Here is a 21135-nt window from a genome sequence, read left to right as displayed (position 1 = left end):
GCCCGCCGGCTTTTTTATTAGATAGCTTTTTCTTATGGTGACGCGATGAGCAACTCTTTCCCTGACACAGCTTCCCCCCTTCTGCCCATCCCGCCGGAACATCCCGTGAGCTGGCCGCAGGGCGATCTGAACTGTGCCGCAATCAAGGCGCACATCGATACCTTCCAGCACTGGCTCGGAGAGGCGTTTGATAACGGCATCGCCGCAGAGCGGCTCATCGCGGCGCGCACCGAGTTTATCGACCAGTTGCTGCAGCGGCTGTGGGTCGACTACGGTTTTGACTCCGTCTGCGACCTGGCGCTGGTGGCCGTCGGCGGCTATGGTCGCGGCGAGTTGCATCCGCTCTCCGACGTCGATCTACTGATCCTCAGCCGCAAAAAGCTGCCGGACGACCAGGCGCAAAAGGTCGGCGAACTGCTGACGCTATTGTGGGACGTCAAGCTGGAGGTGGGTCACAGCGTGCGCACCCTCGAAGAGTGTTTGCTGGAAGGACTTTCGGATCTCACCGTCGCCACCAATTTAATTGAATCCCGCCTGCTGATCGGCGACGTCGCGCTGTTCCTTGAACTGCAAAAACATATTTTTAGCGACGGCTTCTGGCCGTCGGAAAAGTTCTTCGCCGCCAAGGTTGACGAGCAGAATGTCCGTCATCAGCGCTACCACGGCACCAGTTACAACCTGGAGCCTGACGTCAAAAGCAGCCCCGGCGGCCTGCGCGATATACATACCCTGCAGTGGGTGGCCCGCCGCCACTTCGGCGCTACCTCGCTTGATGAAATGGTCGGTTTCGGCTTCCTCACCGAAGCCGAGCGCAACGAGCTTAACGAGTGCCTGCACCAGCTCTGGCGCATCCGTTTTGCTTTGCACCTTGAAGTGAATCGCTACGATAACCGCCTGCTTTTCGATCGCCAGCTGAATGTCGCCCACCGCCTCGGCTATGAAGGCGAAGGTAATCAGCCGATCGAACACATGATGAAAGATTTCTTCCGCGTTACGCGCCGGGTGAGCGAACTCAACAACATGCTGCTGCAGCTGTTTGACGAGGCGATCCTCGCGCTAACCGAGAACGAAAAGCCGCGGCCTATTGATGATGATTTCCAACTGCGCGGCACCCTGATAGACCTGCGTGACGATACCCTGTTTATGCGCGAGCCGCAGGCGATTCTGCGGATGTTCTTTATTATGGTGCGTAACAGCAGCATCACCGGTATTTACTCCACCACCCTGCGTCATCTGCGCCACGCGCGCCGCCACCTGACGCAGCCGCTGTGCTATATCCCGGAGGCGCGAACCCTCTTTCTCAGCATGCTGCGCCATCAGGGCGCGGTGAGTCGCGGTCTGCTGCCGATGCATCGCCACAGCGTGCTGTGGGCCTATATGCCGCAGTGGTCGCATATTGTCGGCCAGATGCAGTTCGACCTGTTTCACGCCTATACCGTCGACGAACATACCATACGCGTCTTGTTAAAGCTGGAAAGCTTCGCGAAAGAAGAGACCCGCAGCCGCCATCCGCTGTGCGTAGAGCTGTGGCCGCGGCTGGCCCATCCTGAACTTATCCTCATCGCCGCCCTGTTTCACGATATCGCTAAAGGCCGCGGCGGCGACCATTCGATTCTCGGCGCCGAAGACGTGCTGAAATTCGCCGAGCTCCACGGGCTCAATTCACGGGAGACGCAACTGGTCGCCTGGCTGGTACGCCAGCATCTCTTGATGTCGGTAACCGCCCAGCGCCGCGATATTCAGGACCCGGAGGTCATTAAACAGTTTGCCGAAGAAGTGCAGACAGAAAACCGACTGCGCTATCTGGTATGCCTGACCGTCGCCGATATCTGCGCCACCAACGAAACGCTGTGGAATAGCTGGAAGCAAAGCCTGCTGCGCGAACTCTATTTCGCCACCGAAAAACAGCTGCGCCGCGGTATGCAAAGTACGCCGGATATGCGCGAACGCGTACGCCACCATCAGCTGCAGGCGCTGGCGCTGTTGCGCATGGACAATATCAATGAAGAGGCGCTACACCAGATCTGGAACCGCTGCCGGGCGAACTACTTTGTGCGGCACACGCCGAATCAGCTCGCCTGGCACGCCCGCAACCTGCTGAAGCACGATCTCAGTAAGCCGATGATCCTGCTGAGTTCACGGGCCACCCGCGGCGGCACCGAGATCTTCATCTGGAGTCCGGACCGCCCTTACCTGTTCGCCGCCGTCTGCGGCGAGCTGGATCGGCGCAACCTCAGCGTTCACGATGCGCAGATCTTCACCACCCGCGATGGCATGGCGATGGATACCTTTATCGTCCTCGAACCCGACGGCAGCCCGCTTTCCGCCGATCGCCACGAAGCGATTCGTCACGGTCTGGAGCAGACGATAACCCAACGCAGCTGGGAGCCGCCGGCCCCGCGTCGTCAGGCGGCGAAACTGCGCCACTTTTCCGTCGCCACTGAAGTGAATTTTCTGCCGACCCATACCGACAGAAAATCATTTCTTGAGCTCATTGCGCTCGATCAGCCAGGGCTGCTCGCCCGCGTCGGCCAGGTGTTTGCCGACCTCGGAATATCGCTTCACGGAGCCCGAATTACGACAATTGGTGAGCGAGTAGAAGATTTATTTATAATCGCCACCGCCGACCGGCGTGCCCTTAATAATGAGCTGCAACAAGAAGTGCAACAACGGTTGACAGAGGCCCTCAATCCAAACGATAAAGGGTAACGTATTTTTTTTAAGTGAATGGAAAGAAACAATGCAGCAGTTACAGAACGTTATTGAGTCCGCCTTTGAGCGTCGCGCCGACATCACGCCGGCAAATGTGGATACCGTAACCCGCGAAGCGGTTAACCAGGTTATTGCCCTGCTGGATTCCGGTGCGCTGCGCGTCGCTGAGAAGAACGATGGTCAGTGGGTAACGCATCAATGGCTGAAGAAAGCGGTACTGCTCTCTTTCCGTATTAACGATAACCAGGTTATCGATGGTGCGGAAAGCCGCTACTTCGATAAAGTTCCGATGAAATTCGCCGACTACGACGAAGCGCGCTTCCAGAAAGAAGGCTTCCGCGTAGTGCCGCCGGCTGCCGTCCGCCAGGGCGCGTTCATCGCACGCAATACCGTGCTGATGCCGTCCTACGTCAACATCGGCGCTTACGTTGATGAAGGCACCATGGTTGATACCTGGGCCACCGTCGGCTCTTGTGCGCAGATCGGTAAAAACGTTCACCTGTCCGGCGGCGTTGGCATCGGCGGGGTTCTCGAACCGCTGCAGGCTAACCCGACTATCATCGAAGATAACTGCTTCATCGGCGCGCGTTCTGAAATCGTTGAAGGCGTTATCGTTGAAGAAGGCGCGGTAATCTCCATGGGCGTGTACATCGGCCAGAGCACCAAAATCTACGACCGCGAAACCGGTGAAGTCCATTACGGCCGCGTGCCGGCGGGCTCGGTTGTCGTTTCCGGCAACCTGCCGTCGAAAGATGGCAAATACAGCCTGTACTGTGCGGTGATCGTGAAAAAGGTTGATGCGAAGACCCGCGGTAAGGTCGGCATCAACGAACTGCTGCGCACCATCGACTAAGCAGAACAAAAAGCGGGAGATATCCCGCTTTTTTTATATCTGACGCTGGCGAAGATGGATTTTTTCGTTAATTATTCAATGGTTATGATGATATCAAAGGTACCGTTATGTACGATAATCTGAAAAGTCTTGGCATTACCAATCCTGATGAAATCGATCGCTATAGCCTGCGCCAGGAAGCTAACAACGACATCCTGAAGATCTATTTCCAGAAAGATAAAGGCGAATTCTTCGCCAAAAGCGTGAAGTTTAAATACCCACGCCAGCGTAAAACCGTGGTCGCCGACGGCGTCGGTCAGGGCTACAAAGAGGTGCAGGAGATAAGCCCGAACCTGCGATATGTGATCGACGAGCTGGACCAGCTCTGCCAGCGCGACCGCACAGAAATCGACCTCAAGCGTAAGATCCTTGACGATTTACGCCATCTGGAAAGCGTGGTCACCAATAAGATCAGCGAAATTGAAGCCGATCTGGAAAAGCTGACGCGTAAATAAATCAGCCTGATAGGGCCAGCGACTGGCCCTCTTCCCCTGCCCCATCCCCTGTTTCCTTAGCCGTAGATCATCTTCGCCATCAGCAAACCTCAGTTATCCCTCACTGACATCATTTCACATCACAACCCTATCCATATGAATTACTTAAAATTTCATTTCGTTTATGTTCAGTTTCCGCTTAAAAGGAGATAGCTCTATGACACAGGAAATTGAACAAAAATGTTATACCCTGCCATCGGCCCCCTGGCTGGATAAAGCCGGTTTTGAAAAAGGGCGGCAGCACGATCGTCAGGCGCTGGGGTTTATTCTACCCGCCAATACCGTACTGCAAATTCGACAAACCGATCTCAGCAACGGCATCTCGACCCTGCGCCTGCTCTGCGACGATACCGCGCTGGAGAAAACCTGCGCCCTGACCACCAATTGGAAAACGATCAGCACCACCGTCGATTCCGTCCCTTTTATCGATACATTATTTACCGACAGCCCCTGCGAGTTCTCCGTGGTTTACCAGCAACCCGCGACGACGAAACCGCTCCCCAGCTGGAAATCAGGGCAATCTGAAGAGGCGTTTTTCCTTGGCTGGGAGAATAATAAATCATCGTTCGCGCTGATTGATTTGGATGTTATCAACCTGCTGCTACCCTATGCCGACCGCGATAATGCGCTGAAAGCGGGATTAGCGGCATTACACCGTTTCTATAATCACCTTTTCACCTGCTATAACGAGTGGGCCGGGCTAAGCAATAATCCAGATTCACAATGGAATCAGGATGTTGCTAACCGCTATTTTCTGCGGGCGGATAAACATGGCGTCGGCGCGGCCTATTATAATAGCAGCTGGTGCGCGCAAACCGCCGCAACGGTGGGCGAAGGCTGGCTGGATAACGTCGCCACGCAGTGGGTTATCCTGCATGAAATTGGCCACGGCTATCAGGGTAAATTTATGCAAGATCCCACGCTGTCCGTCAGCGAAGTGTGGAACAATATTTACGCCTCCTTTTATCAACAGCTCACGCTGAGTCAGGATAATCATCTCTATACCGATGGCTGGTTATACAACTATGGGCAGCTGGCCGTGCAGGAAGCACAGTTGATAAACTATATTACCGATAAGACGCCGGTCACCAGTTGGGGTTTGCGTCCTCGCCTGCTATTCCTGATGCTGATGTTATTCAAAGCAGGCGCCAACGCTTTCCGCGTCTTTAACCAGAATTATCGCCAACTCGCCAACAGCGATGGCTTCCAGCCGACCGATCATCAGCTTGCCGATATGCTGGCAACCGCCATTGCTACCTCTGCGGGATATGATGTGACGCCGTTTATCGATCTCTGCGGTTTAACGCTGAAGCACGCCACCCGGGAAAATATCGTTTCACTGGCGACAAAACCGCTCTATCCACTGTATCGTTTTCTGCCGCAAAGCGAGTGGGATAGCGCGCGCCAGCAGTTAGGGCTGGATTCCTTCTTCTGGCTGGTGGATAACAGCGAGCTGGCAATATTAGGTAAAACGGGGACGCTAACCCTGACGCTGAATATCGATCATCCGGAGCAAATTTACGGTCAGACGCTGACTATCAAGGATAATTGCGGTAACCATTATTCACTGGTTATTAATGGGGACGCCCTGACCCTGAAAGAGATGCCAATTGGCGTGTATCAGATTGAGCTTCCAAAAGGTCGGTCACAAAAATATCGCCCGGACATCAGCTATCTCACCGTAAAAGAAGGCGCCAACGCGGTTACCGTTAACTACATTCCACAAAACGATACCAGCGAACGTAACGTGAGAATAACCTTTTTAGGGCTTAGTGACGCGCCTTTCGCCCGCCTTGATATCGATTACGAAAATCAGCAGCTTATTCTTAATGTCACCAGCTCTACGCCGCACAGCTACTACCCTGGGGCATTGTATGCTGCGGTAAGCGTACTTTCCGCCAGTGGGGAAAAAGTATTTGAACGCAACATGACCGGTACCAATTGCGCCACAGGAAAAGTCGTTATCCCATTCAGTCCTCACTATCACCTGTACATTACTCACGTGGAACCTGGACGGCTGAAAGCTTCTCTCGGATATTTAACGCTGGTCGCACGCGAGAAATACCAGCTGATACGCATTGATGATAATGGTCTGTATAACTTTATCCTCAATAATAATCCGGCGGATGATTTACAGGCTATTTTCGAGCACAACGCCCAGGCGATCCGGAGCCAGCCCTCGCTGCTAGCGCAGGAAGAGTGCGTCTGTAAAAACGACCTCTGGCTGATGCTCCCTCATATTGAAGAACCCCAACGCAGCCGCTTGCTGAAAGCCTATGCCGATGTCCTGCCCCTGGCTAATGACGATCCTGGCGAGCTGACGGGCAAAAGCGTGACGCTCAATCTCCGCGGTCGGGGCAATAACGAGTTTTGCCAGATCGTTATTGATAATAAACAGCGCGCGATGACGGTCGCCACGCGGGCCGGTACGCCGCACTCGTATTACGTCGCCCATACTTATGCCAGCATTACGGTCAGCGACGAGAACGATACGGTCGTTTATCAACGCAGCTATGCCGGCGCAACTAACAATCTGGCAAACAGTGAAACTATCGCTCTCGCGGAAGGGATGATCATCGATATTTTCCATGATGAAGCATTCCGCTCCAGCGCCACGAATGGCACAACCCAAAACGCCGTCCCCCTTAAGCAACATAACCGCTGGCGCGTGGTGAAAACGGGTCTCGAAGCCTTTGCGCTCGCACATGATGTGCCGGATGAGGAAGCCGCTGGTACAGAAGAGGAAACTCAGGAGGCCACCGCGCTGTATGGCGATTGCTTCAGCTGGCAGCTGCTTGGCGATGATGACGTGTGCTTTGCCGCGATGGAGCTGGATATTGGTAACAGTCTGCTGACCTTTACCGCGAGTCCAGTGGTGCCGAACAAGCACTTTACGACCACATACGCCACGGTCAATGTCTACAATACGCGCGGTTCGGTGGTGTATCGTCAGTCGTTCAAAGGATCGTCGCAGCTGGGCGACTATGTTGATACCGCTATGCTGGAGGAAGGCTATACCATTGAAGTCTTCCATGCCGAAGCGGGAAATCGTTCCGTTATTATTAACCCGCTCAATGGCAATAGCTGGCAACAGTCCAATACCGTCACCTGGCAAGTGACCGCTCGCGGGCTACAGCGCCTGTAGTCCGTCATTTCCACTCCCGCCTCAGGCGGGAGTGTTTTTAGCGTTGCTCATCCAGCTGCAATGCAATGTACAACAGCAGACGGTCGTCAAAACTCCCGAGATCCAACCCGGTCAATTCCGAAATCCGATTGAGCCGATACTCCAGGGTATTACGATGAATAAACAGCGCCTTTGACGTGGCCAGCGGCTGCACGTTATGACGAAACCATGCCTGCAAGGTGCGGCGCAGCAGGCCGTTGTTATCCATCGCCTTCAGCCGCGTCAGCGGGCGCGCCAGCTCATTGGCCTGCCAGCCGCCGCGCAGGCTATCCAGCAGCACCGGCAGCATCAGATCCTGATAAAAATAGCTGCGGCTCTCCGGCATTCGCTGCTTACCCACCATCATCGTCGTGCGTGCGGTCCGATAAGAACGTGCGATACTGCCGGGTCCGGTAAAGAAATTACCTAACGCAACGCGGAACTGCAGCTGGCCGTTCTCTTTCATACGGGCAATCAGTTGCTCAACGCGCCTGCAGTGGTCATCGGCGTCCCAGCGGCCAAAGGCATTTAACGCGGGTTTCAATACCACCATCTCGGTCAGCGAGACAATCGCCACCAGGTTGTTGCGATCCGGCGTGGTCAGCGCCGTCTGCAGCTGCTGCAATTCCGCCATCGCGCTATCGACGCCAAGCTGGCCGCTATCGACCTCAATCATCGCCACCACCCGCGGCTGATTGAGGTCGATGCCCAGTCGCTGCGCCCACTCGTTGAGCGCCGGGGTATTTTCTTCCGCCTGAATCAGGTTCATGACCAGTTCTTCACGCAGGCGGCTGTCCTGCGCCAGCAAATGCATCAGCCGCGACTGTTCGAGCATCATCTCCGCGGTCATACACACCAGCTCACCATACTTGCGCAGCGATTCGGGCTCGCCGGTTAATCCAATTACGCCGACGATCTCCCCTTCAAGACGCAGCGGCAGATTAATCCCCTGACGTACGCCGTGCAGATGGCGAGCAACCGCATCATCAATATCAACCACCCGTCCCTGCGATAGCACCAGCAGCGCGCCTTCGTGCAATTCACCAATACGCTCGCGATCGCCGCTGCCGATAATGCGCCCGCGGGCATCCATTACGTTAATATTGGTATCAATGATGCGCATCGTTCGCGCCACGATATCCTGCGCCATTTTGGTATCAAGATGCCAGCCAGCCATGTAACCCTCCCCTGAGCAGGGCATCAGCATAAAAGAGTGACGAAGAGGACGCACTGTGCATATGCACAAAGCATGACAAAGAAGTATGGAGTTGTGGCGGGAATCACAGAACCGGCGGGTAGAATAAAAAAGCCCCCTTCCCATACCGGGAAAGGGGCATTCACGCTAGTATCAGTTACTGCATCAGCAGGTAGATAGAGGTATCACCACGCTGAATATTGAGCGCCAGAACAGACGGTTTCGCGTCGAAGATTTTGCGCAGGTCGGCGATGTTTTTCACCGGCTGCTGGTTAGCGCCGACAATGATGTCGCCTTTCTTCAGACCAATCTGCGCCGCCGGGGTGCCCGCTTTCACGTTGCTCACCACCACGCCTTTATCCTGGCCCTTGTTGCTCATTTCCGCGCCTTCAATACCGTTAAAGATACTGCTGGAGTCAACCTGGTTCTGGTTGCTCTGCTGGAGTTCAACGGTAACGTTGACCGGCTTGCCGTCGCGCAGCAGGCCCAGCTCGACTTTGCTGCCGATAGGCATCGTACCGACCTGCGCACGCAGCGCCGCGAAGCTGCTGATCGGCTTGCCGTTCAGGGTAGTAATCACGTCGCCGGCTTTAATACCCGCTTTCGCCGCCGCAGAGCCCGGCATCACCTGGCTTACGAACGCGCCGCGCTGGGCATCGACTTTCATCGCCTTCGCCAGCTCGGAGTTCAGCTCGGTACCCATGATCCCCAGTTCGCCGCGTTTCACCTGGCCAAACTTGACCATCTGCTCGGTCAGGTTTTTCACCATGTTGCTCGGGATAGCAAAGCCGATACCGATGTTGCCGCCGTCCGGTGCAAGGATCGCGGTGTTGATACCGATCAGCTCACCGTTGAGATTCACCAGCGCGCCGCCGGAGTTACCGCGGTTAATAGCCGCATCGGTCTGGATGAAGTTTTCATAGTTTTCCACGTTCAGGCCGCTACGGCCCAATGCGGAGACGATACCGGAGGTCACGGTTTCGCCGAGGCCAAACGGGTTACCGATAGCCACGGTGTAATCGCCGACGCGCAGCGCGTCAGAGTCGGCAAGCTTAATCGCCGTCAGGTTCTTCGGATCCTGAATTTGAATCAGCGCGATGTCGGAGCGCGGATCTTTACCAACGACTTTCGCGTCGAATTTACGGCCATCGCTCAACTGAACTTTAATCGTGGTGGCATTATCGACCACATGGTTGTTGGTCACCACGTAGCCTTTGGCCGCATCAATGATGACCCCGGAACCGAGCGCCATAAATTTCTGCTGCTGCGCGTTATCGCCAGGCGCGCCCTGGCCGCCGCCCTGACAGAATGGGGAGCTCTGGAATGGCGAACCGTCCTGGCAGAACGGCGAGTTGTCACCGAAGAACTGCTGGAAGTTACGCGGCATCCGCGGCGTGTTAACAGTCGTGCTGCCTTCAACGTTGATGCTCACCACAGACGGCATCACTTTTTCCAGCATCGGCGCCAGGCTCGGCATCTGCTGCGCAGTGGTCGCCGAGGAAGCCGTTTCAGCCGCGCTCGCAGAGAGCGGGGACAACGCCAGACCTAAACTCAGAGCCAGAGCACTCATTGCTAACGTGGTTTTTTTCATAGGTTTCAATCTCAATTTCAAATTTCGGATAACGAAAAAGTTGCTGTGTACGCACTCTCAGAGTCATTTTATAGCGCGAAGTTCCAGAGTTAAGTTTCGGTAAAAGTAAAAATTTATTGTCCGTCTTTACAAAACTCAGACTTATTCCACCGCCATCAGACGACGATATTCATCCCACGCATACAAATCCGTCATTCCGCTGATATAGTCCTGAATCAATCGACAACGGTAATAATACTCCAGCACGGGATATTCTTCGGTATCGCGCGAAAGCTTATTTACCGCCTCCACATAAGCCAACCGATGTCGGGTTGAGAGTTTCTGGAACAATCTCGAAGCAATAGGCAAACTGCGTACCCGCTCTTGTTCCACCAATTGGCTGAACTCCTCCAGCGATAATTTCAGCAGTGGCTCGTAGATATCCAACAGCCCGCTGATAACGCGGTAGCCCTGTAATTCCAGCTGTTCAACATCAGGATGGCTAAACACCTGTTTTATGGCGACGTTTTTATAAAGTTCAAGTAGCTGACTACAATCACTATCGTCCTCTAACAGCGCATGATTAAAGTCGCCGCTAAAAATGGCCGGTAAGTTTTCGATAAATCGATGCGCCGCATAAGGCACCAGTTTATTCAGCGTATTAACCCGTAAATACATAAAGAACTGATCTTCAGTGCTGCGGCTGAGTGAATTAGCGCGCGATTTCTCCCACGCGTTTTCTACGACTTGTGCGAACAGCGATCCTTTTTCATGAACGCCCCATGCGTCATACAGATGCTGATACAATTGCTCCACGCTGAATATCCTTTTTTCCACCGCATCTTCGAGGTCAGCAACACAATATGAGATATCATCGGCAGCTTCCATAATCCACGTTAATGGGAAACGATTGTAAGGCGCCAGATCCAATTCTTTACGCAGCCGCGCGATATACTCTTCTTCGGCTAAATAATAACCAGGCTTTTTCATTAAATAGCTATGGCTGGCTGGCGTCTCTCCCCGCCACCACGCCGGTCGCGTATATTTGAGGATACAGCCGACCTGGGTCCAGGTCAGATTCATACGCATCAGCGTGTGCACCAGCCGGATCCCCTGCGCATTACCTTCAAAGCAGCACAAATCCTGACGCACTTTACGCCGCAGTTCGTTGAGCAACCCTTCGCCGTCGTGCAGACGAAGCGCGTCAACCTGGCAGCGATCCTGGCTTAACGGCTGGCTGGCGGCATCTTTCGGCGCCAGCCGTTTGCTGAACCAATCGTTAATTGCCGCCTCGCCAAAATGTCCAAATGGCGGATTGCCGATATCGTGCATCAGGCAGGCCATCTCCACCACGCTTTCAAACGGGCCGCTCAGTTCATCCAGACCGTAGCATTCCAGCAGCTTTTGCTCTTTCAGGCGGCTTAGCACCTCTTTGGCGATGTAGCGCCCGACCTGCTGGACTTCGAGCGAATGGGTGAGCCGGGTGCGGACCGCCGCGTTACGCTCAAGTGGAAAGACCTGGGTTTTTTGCTGCAGGCGGCGGATGGCCGGTGAATTGATAATGCGCCCGCGATCGCTTTCAAACACCCGCAGGATCTCGCGTTCCGTCTCTACACCCTGCGGCGAACGGTAGCGCCGACGCCAGTGAATCTTGTTGCGAAAATCAATATTTGCCATAGCCTCTCCCGCGCGAGCAATACGCTTCCCCTTAAGCGCATGATAGACTATGCAGCTAATCCTGACACATCGCGAGTAAATCTATGAAAATTGGCATTATTGGCGCCATGGAAGAAGAAGTTACCCTTCTGCGCGACAAAATCGAGAACCGCCAGACTATCTCTATCGGCGGTAGCGAAATCTATACCGGCCAACTTCACGGTACCGAGGTTGCTCTGCTGAAATCCGGCATTGGTAAAGTGGCAGCCGCCATGGGCGCGACCCTGTTGCTGGAGCGCTGCAAGCCGGATGTGATTATCAATACCGGTTCCGCGGGCGGTCTGGCGCCGACGCTAAAAGTCGGCGACATCGTGGTCTCTGACGAAGCGCGTTATCACGATGCCGACGTCACCGCGTTTGGCTATGAATACGGCCAACTGCCGGGCTGTCCGGCGGGTTTCAAAGCTGATGACAAACTGATTGCCGCCGCGGAAACCTGCATCAAAGCGCTGAATCTCAACGCCGTTCGCGGGCTGATCGTCAGCGGTGACGCATTCATCAACGGCTCGGTAGGGCTGGCGAAAATCCGCCACAACTTCCCGCAGGCCGTTGCCGTAGAGATGGAAGCGACTGCCATCGCCCACGTCTGCCATAACTTCAGTATTCCATTTGTGGTGGTACGAGCAATCTCTGACGTCGCTGACCAGCAGTCGCATCTCAGCTTCGACGAGTTCCTCGCCGTTGCCGCCAAGCAGTCCACCCTGATGGTGGAAAATCTGGTGCAGAACCTGGCGCGTGGCTAAGTCGCTACAGAAGGCGTTAACCGCCCTGCTGTTACTCGCCCCGGCGTGGCTTTTCGCCGCGCCGCGGGTGGTGACGCTCTCCCCGGCCAACACCGAATTGGCCTTTGCTGCCGGCATTACGCCGGTCGGCGTCAGCAGTTATTCCGACTACCCTCCCGCCGCGGCTAAAATCGAACAAGTCGCCAGCTGGCAGGGAATGAACCTTGAACGTATTGTCGCTCTGAAGCCCGATCTGGTGCTGGCGTGGCGCGGCGGCAATGCCGAACGCCAGGTCAATCAGCTCAGTTCACTGGGAATCAAGGTTATCTGGGTCGAAACGGGTTCGATTGAGCAAATCATTAGCGCTCTGCGGATGCTGGCGCCGTGGAGCCCGCAGCCGGAAAAAGCCCGTCAGGCCGCGCAGGCGATGCAAGACGATTACCAGGCGCTAAAAGCCCGCTATGCCACCGTGCCGAAAAAGCGCGTATTTTTGCAGTTCGGCGCCAACCCGCTGTTCACCAGCAACAGCGCCTCGATCCAGAATCAAGTATTGAGCCTGTGCGGCGGAGAAAATATTTTTGCCGCCAGCCGCGTTCCCTGGCCGCAGGTCAGCCGCGAACAGGTGCTGTCACGGCATCCGCAGGCTATCGTCATCACCGGCGACGCCAGTAAAATCCCCGCCGTGGATCGCTATTGGCAAAATCAGCTCACAATTTCGCTCATCGCCTTACATAGCGACTGGTTTGAACGCGCGGGCCCACGTATTATCCTTGCCGCAAAACAACTCTGTACTGCGCTTGAGCAGGTAAAATAACCGCCTGGCAGCAGGCTTATAGCGGGAACTGACGATGCTTGTCTATTGGCTGGATATTATTGGCACAGCCGTATTTGCTATCTCCGGCGTATTGCTGGCGGGAAAATTACGCATGGACCCTTTCGGCGTGCTGGTATTAGGCGTGGTTACCGCCGTGGGCGGCGGGACGATCCGCGATATGGCGCTGGCCAATGGCCCGGTGTTCTGGGTTAAGGACCCTACCGATCTGGTCGTGGCGATGGTCACCAGTATGTTAACGATTCTGCTGGTACGCCAGCCGCGGCGCATGCCGAAATGGGTACTGCCGGTATTAGATGCCGTCGGCCTGGCGGTGTTTGTCGGCATCGGCGTGAATAAAGCCTTTATTGCCCATACCGGCCCGCTGGTAGCTATTTGCATGGGCGTGGTCACCGGCGTCGGCGGCGGGATTATCCGCGACGTGCTGGCGCGAGAAATTCCGATGATTCTGCGCACCGAAATCTATGCCACCGCCTGCATTGTCGGCGGTATCGTGCACGCGACGGCGCACTACACCTTTCAGCTGTCGCTGGAAAACTCGGCGATGTTAGGCATGGTGGTGACGCTGGTAATACGCCTGGCGGCGATTCGCTGGCACCTCAAGCTGCCGACCTTTGCGTTGGATGATAACGGACGGTAATAAAAGCAAAACGGTAACCTCATGGTTACCGTTTTTCGTATTCGTTGCTCTCTGTGGCAAAGAGCTAGTGTGACTACCTTTAAACGCTGAACGAGGAGCCGCAGCCGCAGGTGCTTTTCGCATTCGGGTTGGTCACGATGAAACGCGAACCTTCCAGACCTTCGGTATAGTCGACGGCGCCGCCAACCAGATACTGCAGGCTCATTGGGTCAACCACCAGGCCGACACCCTGTTTCTCGATAGTCATATCGCCTTCGTTGACCTGATCGTCAAAGGTGAAGCCATACTGGAAACCGCTGCAACCGCCGCCGGTGATGTACACGCGCAGTTTCAGGTTCGGATTGTCTTCATCCGCAATCAGATGTTTTACTTTGTTCGCTGCGGCTTCGGTGAACTCCAGCGGCAACGCTACGTCATCACTCATTTTTTGCTCCCATTAATACTTCCGGCCGATTAAAGAATAACCGGACCTTTTGAGCCATTATCTAATACCCTGGTAAATCGTTCAAGTATTCTCCCGGGGTACCTGCTGCGCTTTCGCCGCCTCTTCGGCCTTCTGTTTCGCCAGAGTACGCTGCAGAATGGTCGAATACAAAGGTTTACCGCCGAGGAACTGCGCCAATAGTGTTGCCCCAAGGCAAGTAATAATCATTGGCAAAATGAGCTGATAGTTATCGGTCATCTCCAGCACCAGCACAATCCCGGTAAGCGGGGCGCGTACCGAAGCCGCCAGCAACGCCCCCATCCCGGCGATAGCGAAGGTACCGGCATCCAGATGATAGGACGGAAACAGCGGGATGGCAGCCATGCCGAATGCCGTCCCCAGCAGCGTGCCGAGCGCCAGCATCGGAGCGAAAATCCCCCCCGGCGCGCCGGAAGAGAAGCACAGCAACGTGGTGATGACACGCGCAATAAAAATGAACAGCAGCAGCCCAACCGAGAAGTTGCCGGCAGCGGCGATCGGGATAAGGTTAAAACCGCCGCCCACCGCGGTCGGCTGCATCAGACCCAGCAGGCCGCACAGCCCGCCGATAAGCCCGCCAATCAACACCCATTTTTTGATATTGCCGCCATGGAGGCGCTGGAACATATCCTGCGTCCGCAGCACCAGGGTATTAAACAATGGCCCGAAACAGCCGAAAATCATGCCCAGCACCAGATACAGCCACAGGGTATTCACCGGCGCATTGCTTAACTTGCCGACTTCGATAATCGCCCCTTCGCCGTTAAAAATGCGAAATACAATGCTCGACATGATCACGCCGGTAAACACGGCTTTAATTGAAATCAGATTGTAGCGGAACTGCGGGCGCATCTCTTCGATGATAAACAGGATCCCCGCCAGCGGCGCGTTGAAGGCCGCGGAGAGGCCCGATGCCGCACCGGTAGCCAACAGCGTGTGCCGCGCTTCCGGGCTGCGCAGACGAAACACATCCACCACCATGCGCCCAATATTACCGCCAAGCTGCACCATCGGCCCTTCGCGCCCCAGCACCATCCCGGCGCCCAGGGTTCCCATACCGCCGATAAATTTTACCGGCAGCACGCGCCACCAGCGTACCGGGCGCAGCTCTTCCAGCGCGCCTTCGATTTCCGGGATCCCGGAACCGCCGGCTTCCGGCGCAAAGCGGCGCACCAGAAAATAACCGACCATCGCCAGCAGCGCCGACAGGATAAAGGCCAGCGGCCAGACGAGGTACCAGTGGTCCGCCACCTGCACCAGGGCGCCAATTCGCTGGTTCTGTACCCAGTTCACGCTCTTTTCAAACGCCACGCCCACCAGCCCGGCCAGCGTGCCGACCACCGCCGCCATCAACAATACCGCCAGCGGCGTTTTGTCGCGTTGAATTAACCGGCGGACCGCATCGCTACGGCGTACGCGAACAAACTGATGTGCTTCAAAAGAGGGAGTTTCTGCTTTCATGCCATTATCATTTATTGGTAATACAAATGAGAAGAGAGGCATTCTAGCCGCCTCCGCGCCGCGCGTCGCCAAAAAATTGTTTCGTCTACTTAATGTTTCAATTGGGCAAAACTTTCATAACCTTCATGGAATAACTTAGAATAGCCCGATAACTTTATTCACGAACCAGGATCCTGGCCATGAGCAAATCTGAAAATCTGTATAACGCCGCCCGCGAACTTATCCCCGGCGGCGTCAACTCGCCGGTCCGCGCCTTTACTGGCGTCGGCGGCACCCCGCTGTTTATTGAACGTGCGGATGGCGCCTACCTGTACGATGTCGATGGTAAAGCTTATATCGATTATGTCGGTTCCTGGGGCCCAATGGTGCTGGGTCACAACCACCCGGCCATTCGTAACGCGGTGATTGAAGCGGCAGAGCGCGGGTTAAGCTTCGGCGCGCCAACCGAAATGGAAGTCAAAATGGCGGAACTGGTTACTGAACTGGTACCGACCATGGATATGGTGCGCATGGTAAACTCCGGCACCGAAGCCACCATGAGCGCCATTCGCCTGGCGCGCGGCTTCACCGGCCGCGACAAAATCATCAAGTTTGAAGGATGCTACCACGGCCATGCCGACTGCCTGCTGGTGAAAGCCGGCTCCGGCGCGCTGACCCTCGGCCAGCCGAACTCGCCGGGCGTACCGGCCGATTTCGCGAAGCATACCCTGACCTGCACCTATAACGATCTTGCTTCGGTTCGCGCGGCGTTTGAGCAGTATCCGCAGGATATCGCCTGTATCATCGTTGAACCGGTGGCCGGCAATATGAACTGCATTCCGCCGCAGCCGGAGTTCCTGCCAGGCCTGCGCGCGCTGTGTGACGAATTCGGCGCGTTGCTGATTATTGACGAAGTGATGACCGGCTTCCGCGTCGCGCTGGCCGGCGCCCAGTCTTATTACGGCGTGGAGCCGGATCTGACCTGTCTGGGTAAAATCATCGGCGGCGGTATGCCGGTGGGCGCTTTCGGCGGCCGCCGCGAGGTCATGGACGCGCTGGCGCCGACCGGTCCGGTATACCAGGCCGGTACGCTGTCAGGCAACCCTATCGCCATGGCCGCAGGCTTCGCCTGCTTAAGCGAAGTGGCGCAGCCGGGCGTGCATGAAACCCTGACCGAGCTGACCAATCAACTGGCGGATGGCCTGCTGAACGCGGCGCGCGAAACCGGGATCCCGCTGGTGGTGAATAATGTCGGCGGCATGTTCGGTATCTTCTTTACCGATGCCGAAACCGTCACCTGCTATCAGGACGTGGTGAAGTGCGATGTTGAACGTTTCAAGCGTTTCTTCCACCTGATGCTGGAAGAAGGGGTTTACCTCGCCCCGTCGGCGTTTGAAGCCGGCTTTATGTCCGTCGCCCATAGCGAAGAGGATATCAACAACACTATCGACGCCGCGCGTCGGGTGTTTGCCAAGCTGTAAGGTACTTGAATGCCTGGTGGCGCAGGGATTTTCCCGGAGGCGGCTCGCTGCGCCTTGTCCGGGCTAGCAAATCGCACAGAGCCGTAGCCCCGGTGGCGCTAGCGCCACCGGGATGTTGAGACAATCGGGATCGTTAGCGGCTCTGCTTTCTCAACAAATAGATAAAATACGGCGCGCCGATAAACGTCGATAACAAACCTGCCGGGATTTGGTAAGGGAACATTATCATTCGCCCACACCAATCGGCGAACACCAGCAGCATCCCGCCAATCAGCCCGGAAATGACCATATGCGGCATCGTCCGGCGGAATCCCATCATCCTCGCAATGTGCGGCGCCATTAAACCAACGAAACTTAACGGCCCAATGGTTAGCGTCGCCGTTGCCGTCAGGCTCGCCGCCAGCAGCAGCAACCCAATACGCGATGGCGTCAACGCCATTCCCACCGCTCGCGCCGCCTCGCCGCCGAGCGGCAGGATGGTCAGCCAGCGGCGGCAGAGCGGCACCAGCGCCAATAGCGCCAGCATTACCACCCCGCTACGCAGCACCATCTCCGGCGTCGCGCTATAGGTCGAACCGGACATCCACGTCAGAATCTGCGCCATTCGCGGATCGCCGCTGGCCTGCAACATCATCAATAGCATGGTGAAGGCGGTACTCAACGCCATCCCCGCCAGCAACATCCGGTGCGGCGAGAATCCCCCGCGCCCGGCGGCAACCAGGATAACCAGCAGCGTCGCCGCCGCGCCAAGACTGCCGGCTGGCAGCAGCCAGATAAAGGCGTTGCCCGGCACAAAGAACAGCATCAATACCACGCCGAACGCCGCGCCAGAGCTGATACCCAGCACTTCCGGGCTGGCCATCGGGTTACCGGTCAGGCGTTGAATGATGCAACCCGCGACGGCCAGCATCACCCCGGCGAACAGCGCCGAGAACACCCGCGGCCAGCGCCATGGCATTAATTGCTCCAGCAGATCGCCGCTGGCCCACTGCCACCCCTGCGCATCGCGGCCAAAGGTCAGCGCGGCGGTTACCGCCAACAGCATCAGCGCCAATCCGCCCAGCGCGAACCACTGCACGTTGCGGCGCTCAATCAACGCCTTATCGCCGCCATTCATCACCGGCGCGCTGATGCTACGCAGCCGCGGCAGCAGCCACAGTAATAAAGGCGCGCCAATCAGCGCGGTGACTGACCCGGTCGACACCTCCCGCCATACCCGGCTGAGCCAGAGAATAATTTGGTCGGAAAGCCACAGGATCAACGCGCCAAGTAGCGCCGCCAGCACCAGCCGCGATAGCAGGCGGCGGGCGCCGAGCATTTTCGCCAGCAGCGGCGCGAACAGACCGATAAAGCCGATAATACCGACCGCGTTGACCAGCAGCGCGCTTATTACTATCGCCAGGGTCAAGACGCCAAGGCGCGCCAGAGAGAGCGCCAGCCCGAGATTCCGCGCCACGCCATCATCCAGCCCCATCAACGTTAACGGGCGTAGCAACAGCAGCGTCAACATCGCGCCGCCAAGCAGCTGCGGCCACAGGCGCTGCGCCACGCTCCAGTCGGTCTGCGTCAGCGTACCGGTACTCCACAGGAACATGCTTTGCAGTTGGTCGTGATGGAAAATCACCATCAGCTGATTGACCGCGCCGCAATAGAGACTCACCACCAGGCCGGCCAGAATCAGCGTCACCGGCGACAGACGTTTGCCCCACGAGACGCCGAACACCAGCGCGCCGACCAGGCAAGCGCCTGCCAGCGCGGCAAACTGCGACGCCAGCACGCCTGGGATCGCCCATAACGTCGTCACCGTCATTCCAAGCTGCGCGCCGGTGGCGACGCCGAGCGTGGTCGGCTCCGCCAGCGGGTTACGCAGCACCTGCTGGAACAGTACGCCAACGAGCCCCAGTCCGGCGCCGACCAGCAACGATACAGCCAGCCTCGGCAGCAAGCTGTAATGGAACAGCATCTGGGCGATATTATCGCTATCCGGCTGCCACAGCGCCTGACGCCACTGCGCGTAAGGTAAAGCAACCTGAAGGTTGATGATGCTCAGCGCGAAAGCGGCAACCAGCAACACGACCAACAGGATAATGGCTAACGGCGAGAAACGCGCCTTCATACCGCCCTCCCCTGCGCATCGGCCAGTACGCGGGCGAAATGCATCGCCGACAGCGTCGCGCCATAGAACCACACCGCTGGAAGACGCTGGAAACGCCCCGCGCGCACGAAAGGCATCGCCTGCCACAGCGGGGTCGCCATCAGTTGGGCCATCTCCCGTTCGTTGCCGTGATCGAAACAGATAACATCGGCCTCTTTAAATTCCGCCAGCCGATCGATGCCTACGGTGATACTGCCCCAGAATGCCGCTTCACCGCGCCAGGCGTTTTTGATGCCAAAACGATCGAGCACTTCCTGGAACAGGCAGTTCTCGCCGAATACCAGCACATGTCGGGCATCAAGTAGCGAAATCATCAGCAGCGGGCGATCGCCACGGTCGGCAAATCGCGGACGCAGGCTTTCCATCAACGCGTCGAACTCCGCCAGATGGCGCTTCGCCTGCTGCTGTTTACCCAGCAGATCGGCCATTTCCAGCAGCGAACGCTGAGCCATCGCCAGCGGCCGTTTGCCGTCGCTGAAGGTGAAACCGCGACCGGGCGCGATACGCGCCAGCTTTTCCGGCGACGGGCCATAGCCTGCCGACCAGACGATAAACGACGGTTTCATCTGCGTCAGTAATTCAAGATTGGGTTCAGTGCGCAGGCCGACATCAATCACCGAGGCGGGTAACGCCGGCTCATTGACCCACAGGTTATAGTTGGGAATGTCTGCCACGCCGTAGGGCGTAACGCCGAGCGCCAGCAGCAGTTCGGCCGGCAGCCACTCCAGCGCGACGACGCGCTGCGGGTCAACGTTCGCCGCCTGCGCGCCGCGCATCTGCCACAGCAGCGGCGACAGCGCCATTGCCGTCAACAGGCGCCGGCGTGAGAAGAAGTTCGAATTTTCCATCAATAGACAAAACTTACCGGCGCTGCGCCCGCCGGGTGCGGCAGGATCCCCATCGGGATGCCGTAGATTTGCTCCAGCGTTTCGCTGCGCATCAGCTCCGCGGGCGTCCCCTGGGCGATCATTTCACCGCCGCGCAGCGCGACCAGATAATCGCAATAGCGGGCGGCCATATTAATATCGTGCAGGACCGCGATCACCGTCAGGCCGCGCAGCTGGCTGAGACGATGCACCAGCGCCAGCACATCGACCTGGTGGGCGATATCCAGCGCCGACGTCGGTTCATCAAGCAGCAAACAGCGGCTGTCCTGCGCCACCAGCATGGCGATCCACGCGCGCTGGCGCTCGCCGCCGGAAAGACTGTCCACCAGCCGATGCGCCAGCGGTTTCAGCCCCACCAGCGCAATCGCCTCTTCTACTTTTTCGCGATCCGCCACGCCGAAGCGCCCCAGCGCGCCGTGCCACGGATAGCGGCCAATCGCCACCAGCTCGCGCACCGTCATCCCTTCCGCCGCCGGCAGTTGTTGCGGCAGATAGGCCACTTTGCGGGCAAACGCCTTGCTGCTCCAGCTGTCCAGCGGCTGGCCGTCCAGCAGCACATCGCCTTCGGAAGGCGGCTGATGGCGGCCAAGCATTTTCAGTAACGTGGATTTGCCGGAACCGTTATGGCCTATCAGGCCAGTGACTTTTCCTGCCGGGAAGGTCAACGAAAGGGGATGAAGCAGCGTGCGGCCAGGCACGCGAAAGGTCACGCGATTTAACGCAAACGTCGTCTCAGAGTGCGGAGTCTGTTCCTGCATAGCAACAACCTGATA

Annotated in this window: 16 protein-coding genes; 8 read left to right on the top strand and 8 right to left on the bottom strand. The window is 56.9% G+C overall.

Features of this window, described 5'->3' with window-relative positions; genetic code table 11:
* Positions 1-45: 45 nt before the first annotated feature.
* From glnD to PGR79_RS17550, 4 genes are all read left to right on the top strand, one after another.
* Positions 46-2709: a bifunctional uridylyltransferase/uridylyl-removing protein GlnD gene (gene glnD, locus PGR79_RS17565; protein WP_271031952.1), complete on the top strand. Its 2664-nt coding sequence runs from the start codon at positions 46-48 to the stop codon at positions 2707-2709.
* Between the two features lie 31 nt (positions 2710-2740).
* Positions 2741-3565, top strand: coding sequence for a 2,3,4,5-tetrahydropyridine-2,6-dicarboxylate N-succinyltransferase (gene dapD / locus PGR79_RS17560; RefSeq protein WP_430922153.1), 825 nt, complete (start codon positions 2741-2743; stop codon positions 3563-3565).
* Between the two features lie 107 nt (positions 3566-3672).
* Positions 3673-4059, top strand: coding sequence for a DUF3461 family protein (locus tag PGR79_RS17555; protein WP_015368173.1), 387 nt, complete (start codon positions 3673-3675; stop codon positions 4057-4059).
* Between the two features lie 196 nt (positions 4060-4255).
* Entirely contained in the window at positions 4256-7243 is a 2988-nt protein-coding gene (locus tag PGR79_RS17550) for a putative mucin/carbohydrate-binding domain-containing protein (protein WP_430922151.1), read from the top strand.
* Positions 7244-7280: 37 nt separating this feature from the next.
* On the opposite strand, the gene PGR79_RS17545 is transcribed toward PGR79_RS17550, so the two are convergent.
* From PGR79_RS17545 to dgt, 3 genes are all read right to left on the bottom strand, one after another.
* Positions 7281-8438 (bottom strand): CdaR family transcriptional regulator, encoded by a 1158-nt coding sequence (locus PGR79_RS17545; protein ID WP_087860845.1) that lies wholly within the window; start codon positions 8436-8438, stop codon positions 7281-7283.
* Positions 8439-8613: 175 nt separating this feature from the next.
* Positions 8614-10047, bottom strand: a complete 1434-nt coding sequence (degP, locus tag PGR79_RS17540; RefSeq protein WP_087860846.1) for a serine endoprotease DegP — start codon at positions 10045-10047, stop codon at positions 8614-8616.
* Between the two features lie 141 nt (positions 10048-10188).
* Positions 10189-11703, bottom strand: a complete 1515-nt coding sequence (dgt, locus tag PGR79_RS17535) for a dGTPase (protein WP_087860847.1) — start codon at positions 11701-11703, stop codon at positions 10189-10191.
* Between the two features lie 83 nt (positions 11704-11786).
* On the opposite strand from dgt, the gene mtnN reads away from it, so the two are divergent.
* From mtnN to PGR79_RS17520, 3 genes are read left to right on the top strand one after another with little or no spacing between them, the layout of a single operon-like run.
* A complete protein-coding gene (gene mtnN / locus PGR79_RS17530; protein WP_015704439.1) occupies positions 11787-12485 on the top strand; it encodes a 5'-methylthioadenosine/S-adenosylhomocysteine nucleosidase in 699 nt (232 codons plus the stop codon).
* On the top strand, positions 12478-13278 hold the full coding sequence (btuF, locus tag PGR79_RS17525) for a vitamin B12 ABC transporter substrate-binding protein BtuF (RefSeq protein WP_087860848.1): 801 nt from the start codon (positions 12478-12480) through the stop codon (positions 13276-13278). Before mtnN ends, btuF begins: the two co-directional genes overlap by 8 nt.
* 34 nt (positions 13279-13312) lie before the next feature.
* Positions 13313-13936 carry a TRIC cation channel family protein gene (locus PGR79_RS17520; protein WP_087860849.1) on the top strand — a complete coding sequence of 208 codons (624 nt, stop codon included), beginning with the start codon at positions 13313-13315 and terminating at the stop codon, positions 13934-13936.
* Positions 13937-14015: 79 nt separating this feature from the next.
* Here PGR79_RS17520 and erpA read toward each other — a convergent pair whose 3' ends face one another.
* A complete protein-coding gene (erpA, locus tag PGR79_RS17515; protein WP_008807363.1) occupies positions 14016-14360 on the bottom strand; it encodes an iron-sulfur cluster insertion protein ErpA in 345 nt (114 codons plus the stop codon).
* 81 nt (positions 14361-14441) lie between these two features.
* Positions 14442-15860 carry a H(+)/Cl(-) exchange transporter ClcA gene (gene clcA, locus PGR79_RS17510; protein WP_075052432.1) on the bottom strand — a complete coding sequence of 473 codons (1419 nt, stop codon included), beginning with the start codon at positions 15858-15860 and terminating at the stop codon, positions 14442-14444.
* A gap of 179 nt (positions 15861-16039) precedes the next feature.
* Here clcA and hemL point away from each other — a divergent pair, with 179 nt between their 5' ends.
* On the top strand, positions 16040-17320 hold the full coding sequence (gene hemL, locus PGR79_RS17505; protein WP_045376565.1) for a glutamate-1-semialdehyde 2,1-aminomutase: 1281 nt from the start codon (positions 16040-16042) through the stop codon (positions 17318-17320).
* Positions 17321-17453: 133 nt separating this feature from the next.
* Here hemL and fhuB read toward each other — a convergent pair whose 3' ends face one another.
* The 3 genes from fhuB to fhuC are packed head-to-tail and all read right to left on the bottom strand — an operon-like array spanning position 17454 to position 21120.
* Complete coding sequence (gene fhuB, locus PGR79_RS17500; RefSeq protein WP_213794584.1) at positions 17454-19436, bottom strand: Fe(3+)-hydroxamate ABC transporter permease FhuB; 1983 nt, start codon at positions 19434-19436, stop codon at positions 17454-17456.
* Entirely contained in the window at positions 19433-20323 is an 891-nt protein-coding gene (gene fhuD / locus PGR79_RS17495; RefSeq protein ID WP_213794585.1) for a Fe(3+)-hydroxamate ABC transporter substrate-binding protein FhuD, read from the bottom strand. Before fhuD ends, fhuB begins: the two co-directional genes overlap by 4 nt.
* Positions 20323-21120, bottom strand: a complete 798-nt coding sequence (gene fhuC / locus PGR79_RS17490) for a Fe3+-hydroxamate ABC transporter ATP-binding protein FhuC (RefSeq protein WP_430922147.1) — start codon at positions 21118-21120, stop codon at positions 20323-20325. The genes fhuD and fhuC overlap by 1 nt, the downstream gene beginning before the upstream one ends.
* Positions 21121-21135: the final 15 nt, after the last annotated feature.

It is taken from the genome of Klebsiella sp. 141161 (genome assembly GCF_050600815.1).
Classification (GTDB): Bacteria; Pseudomonadota; Gammaproteobacteria; order Enterobacterales; family Enterobacteriaceae; genus Klebsiella; species Klebsiella aerogenes.
This window is presented reverse-complemented; position numbering and strand designations above follow the sequence as displayed.

Coding starts and splice junctions, on each gene's coding strand:
- glnD (WP_271031952.1), top strand. CDS start 46: ATGAGCAACTCTTTCCCTGACACAGCTTCCCCCCTTCTGCCCATCCCG.
- dapD (WP_430922153.1), top strand. CDS start 2,741: ATGCAGCAGTTACAGAACGTTATTGAGTCCGCCTTTGAGCGTCGCGCC.
- PGR79_RS17555 (WP_015368173.1), top strand. CDS start 3,673: ATGTACGATAATCTGAAAAGTCTTGGCATTACCAATCCTGATGAAATC.
- PGR79_RS17550 (WP_430922151.1), top strand. CDS start 4,256: ATGACACAGGAAATTGAACAAAAATGTTATACCCTGCCATCGGCCCCC.
- PGR79_RS17545 (WP_087860845.1), bottom strand. CDS start 8,438: ATGGCTGGCTGGCATCTTGATACCAAAATGGCGCAGGATATCGTGGCG.
- degP (WP_087860846.1), bottom strand. CDS start 10,047: ATGAAAAAAACCACGTTAGCAATGAGTGCTCTGGCTCTGAGTTTAGGT.
- dgt (WP_087860847.1), bottom strand. CDS start 11,703: ATGGCAAATATTGATTTTCGCAACAAGATTCACTGGCGTCGGCGCTAC.
- mtnN (WP_015704439.1), top strand. CDS start 11,787: ATGAAAATTGGCATTATTGGCGCCATGGAAGAAGAAGTTACCCTTCTG.
- PGR79_RS17520 (WP_087860849.1), top strand. CDS start 13,313: ATGCTTGTCTATTGGCTGGATATTATTGGCACAGCCGTATTTGCTATC.
- erpA (WP_008807363.1), bottom strand. CDS start 14,360: ATGAGTGATGACGTAGCGTTGCCGCTGGAGTTCACCGAAGCCGCAGCG.
- clcA (WP_075052432.1), bottom strand. CDS start 15,860: ATGAAAGCAGAAACTCCCTCTTTTGAAGCACATCAGTTTGTTCGCGTA.
- hemL (WP_045376565.1), top strand. CDS start 16,040: ATGAGCAAATCTGAAAATCTGTATAACGCCGCCCGCGAACTTATCCCC.
- fhuB (WP_213794584.1), bottom strand. CDS start 19,436: ATGAAGGCGCGTTTCTCGCCGTTAGCCATTATCCTGTTGGTCGTGTTG.
- fhuD (WP_213794585.1), bottom strand. CDS start 20,323: ATGGAAAATTCGAACTTCTTCTCACGCCGGCGCCTGTTGACGGCAATG.
- fhuC (WP_430922147.1), bottom strand. CDS start 21,120: ATGCAGGAACAGACTCCGCACTCTGAGACGACGTTTGCGTTAAATCGC.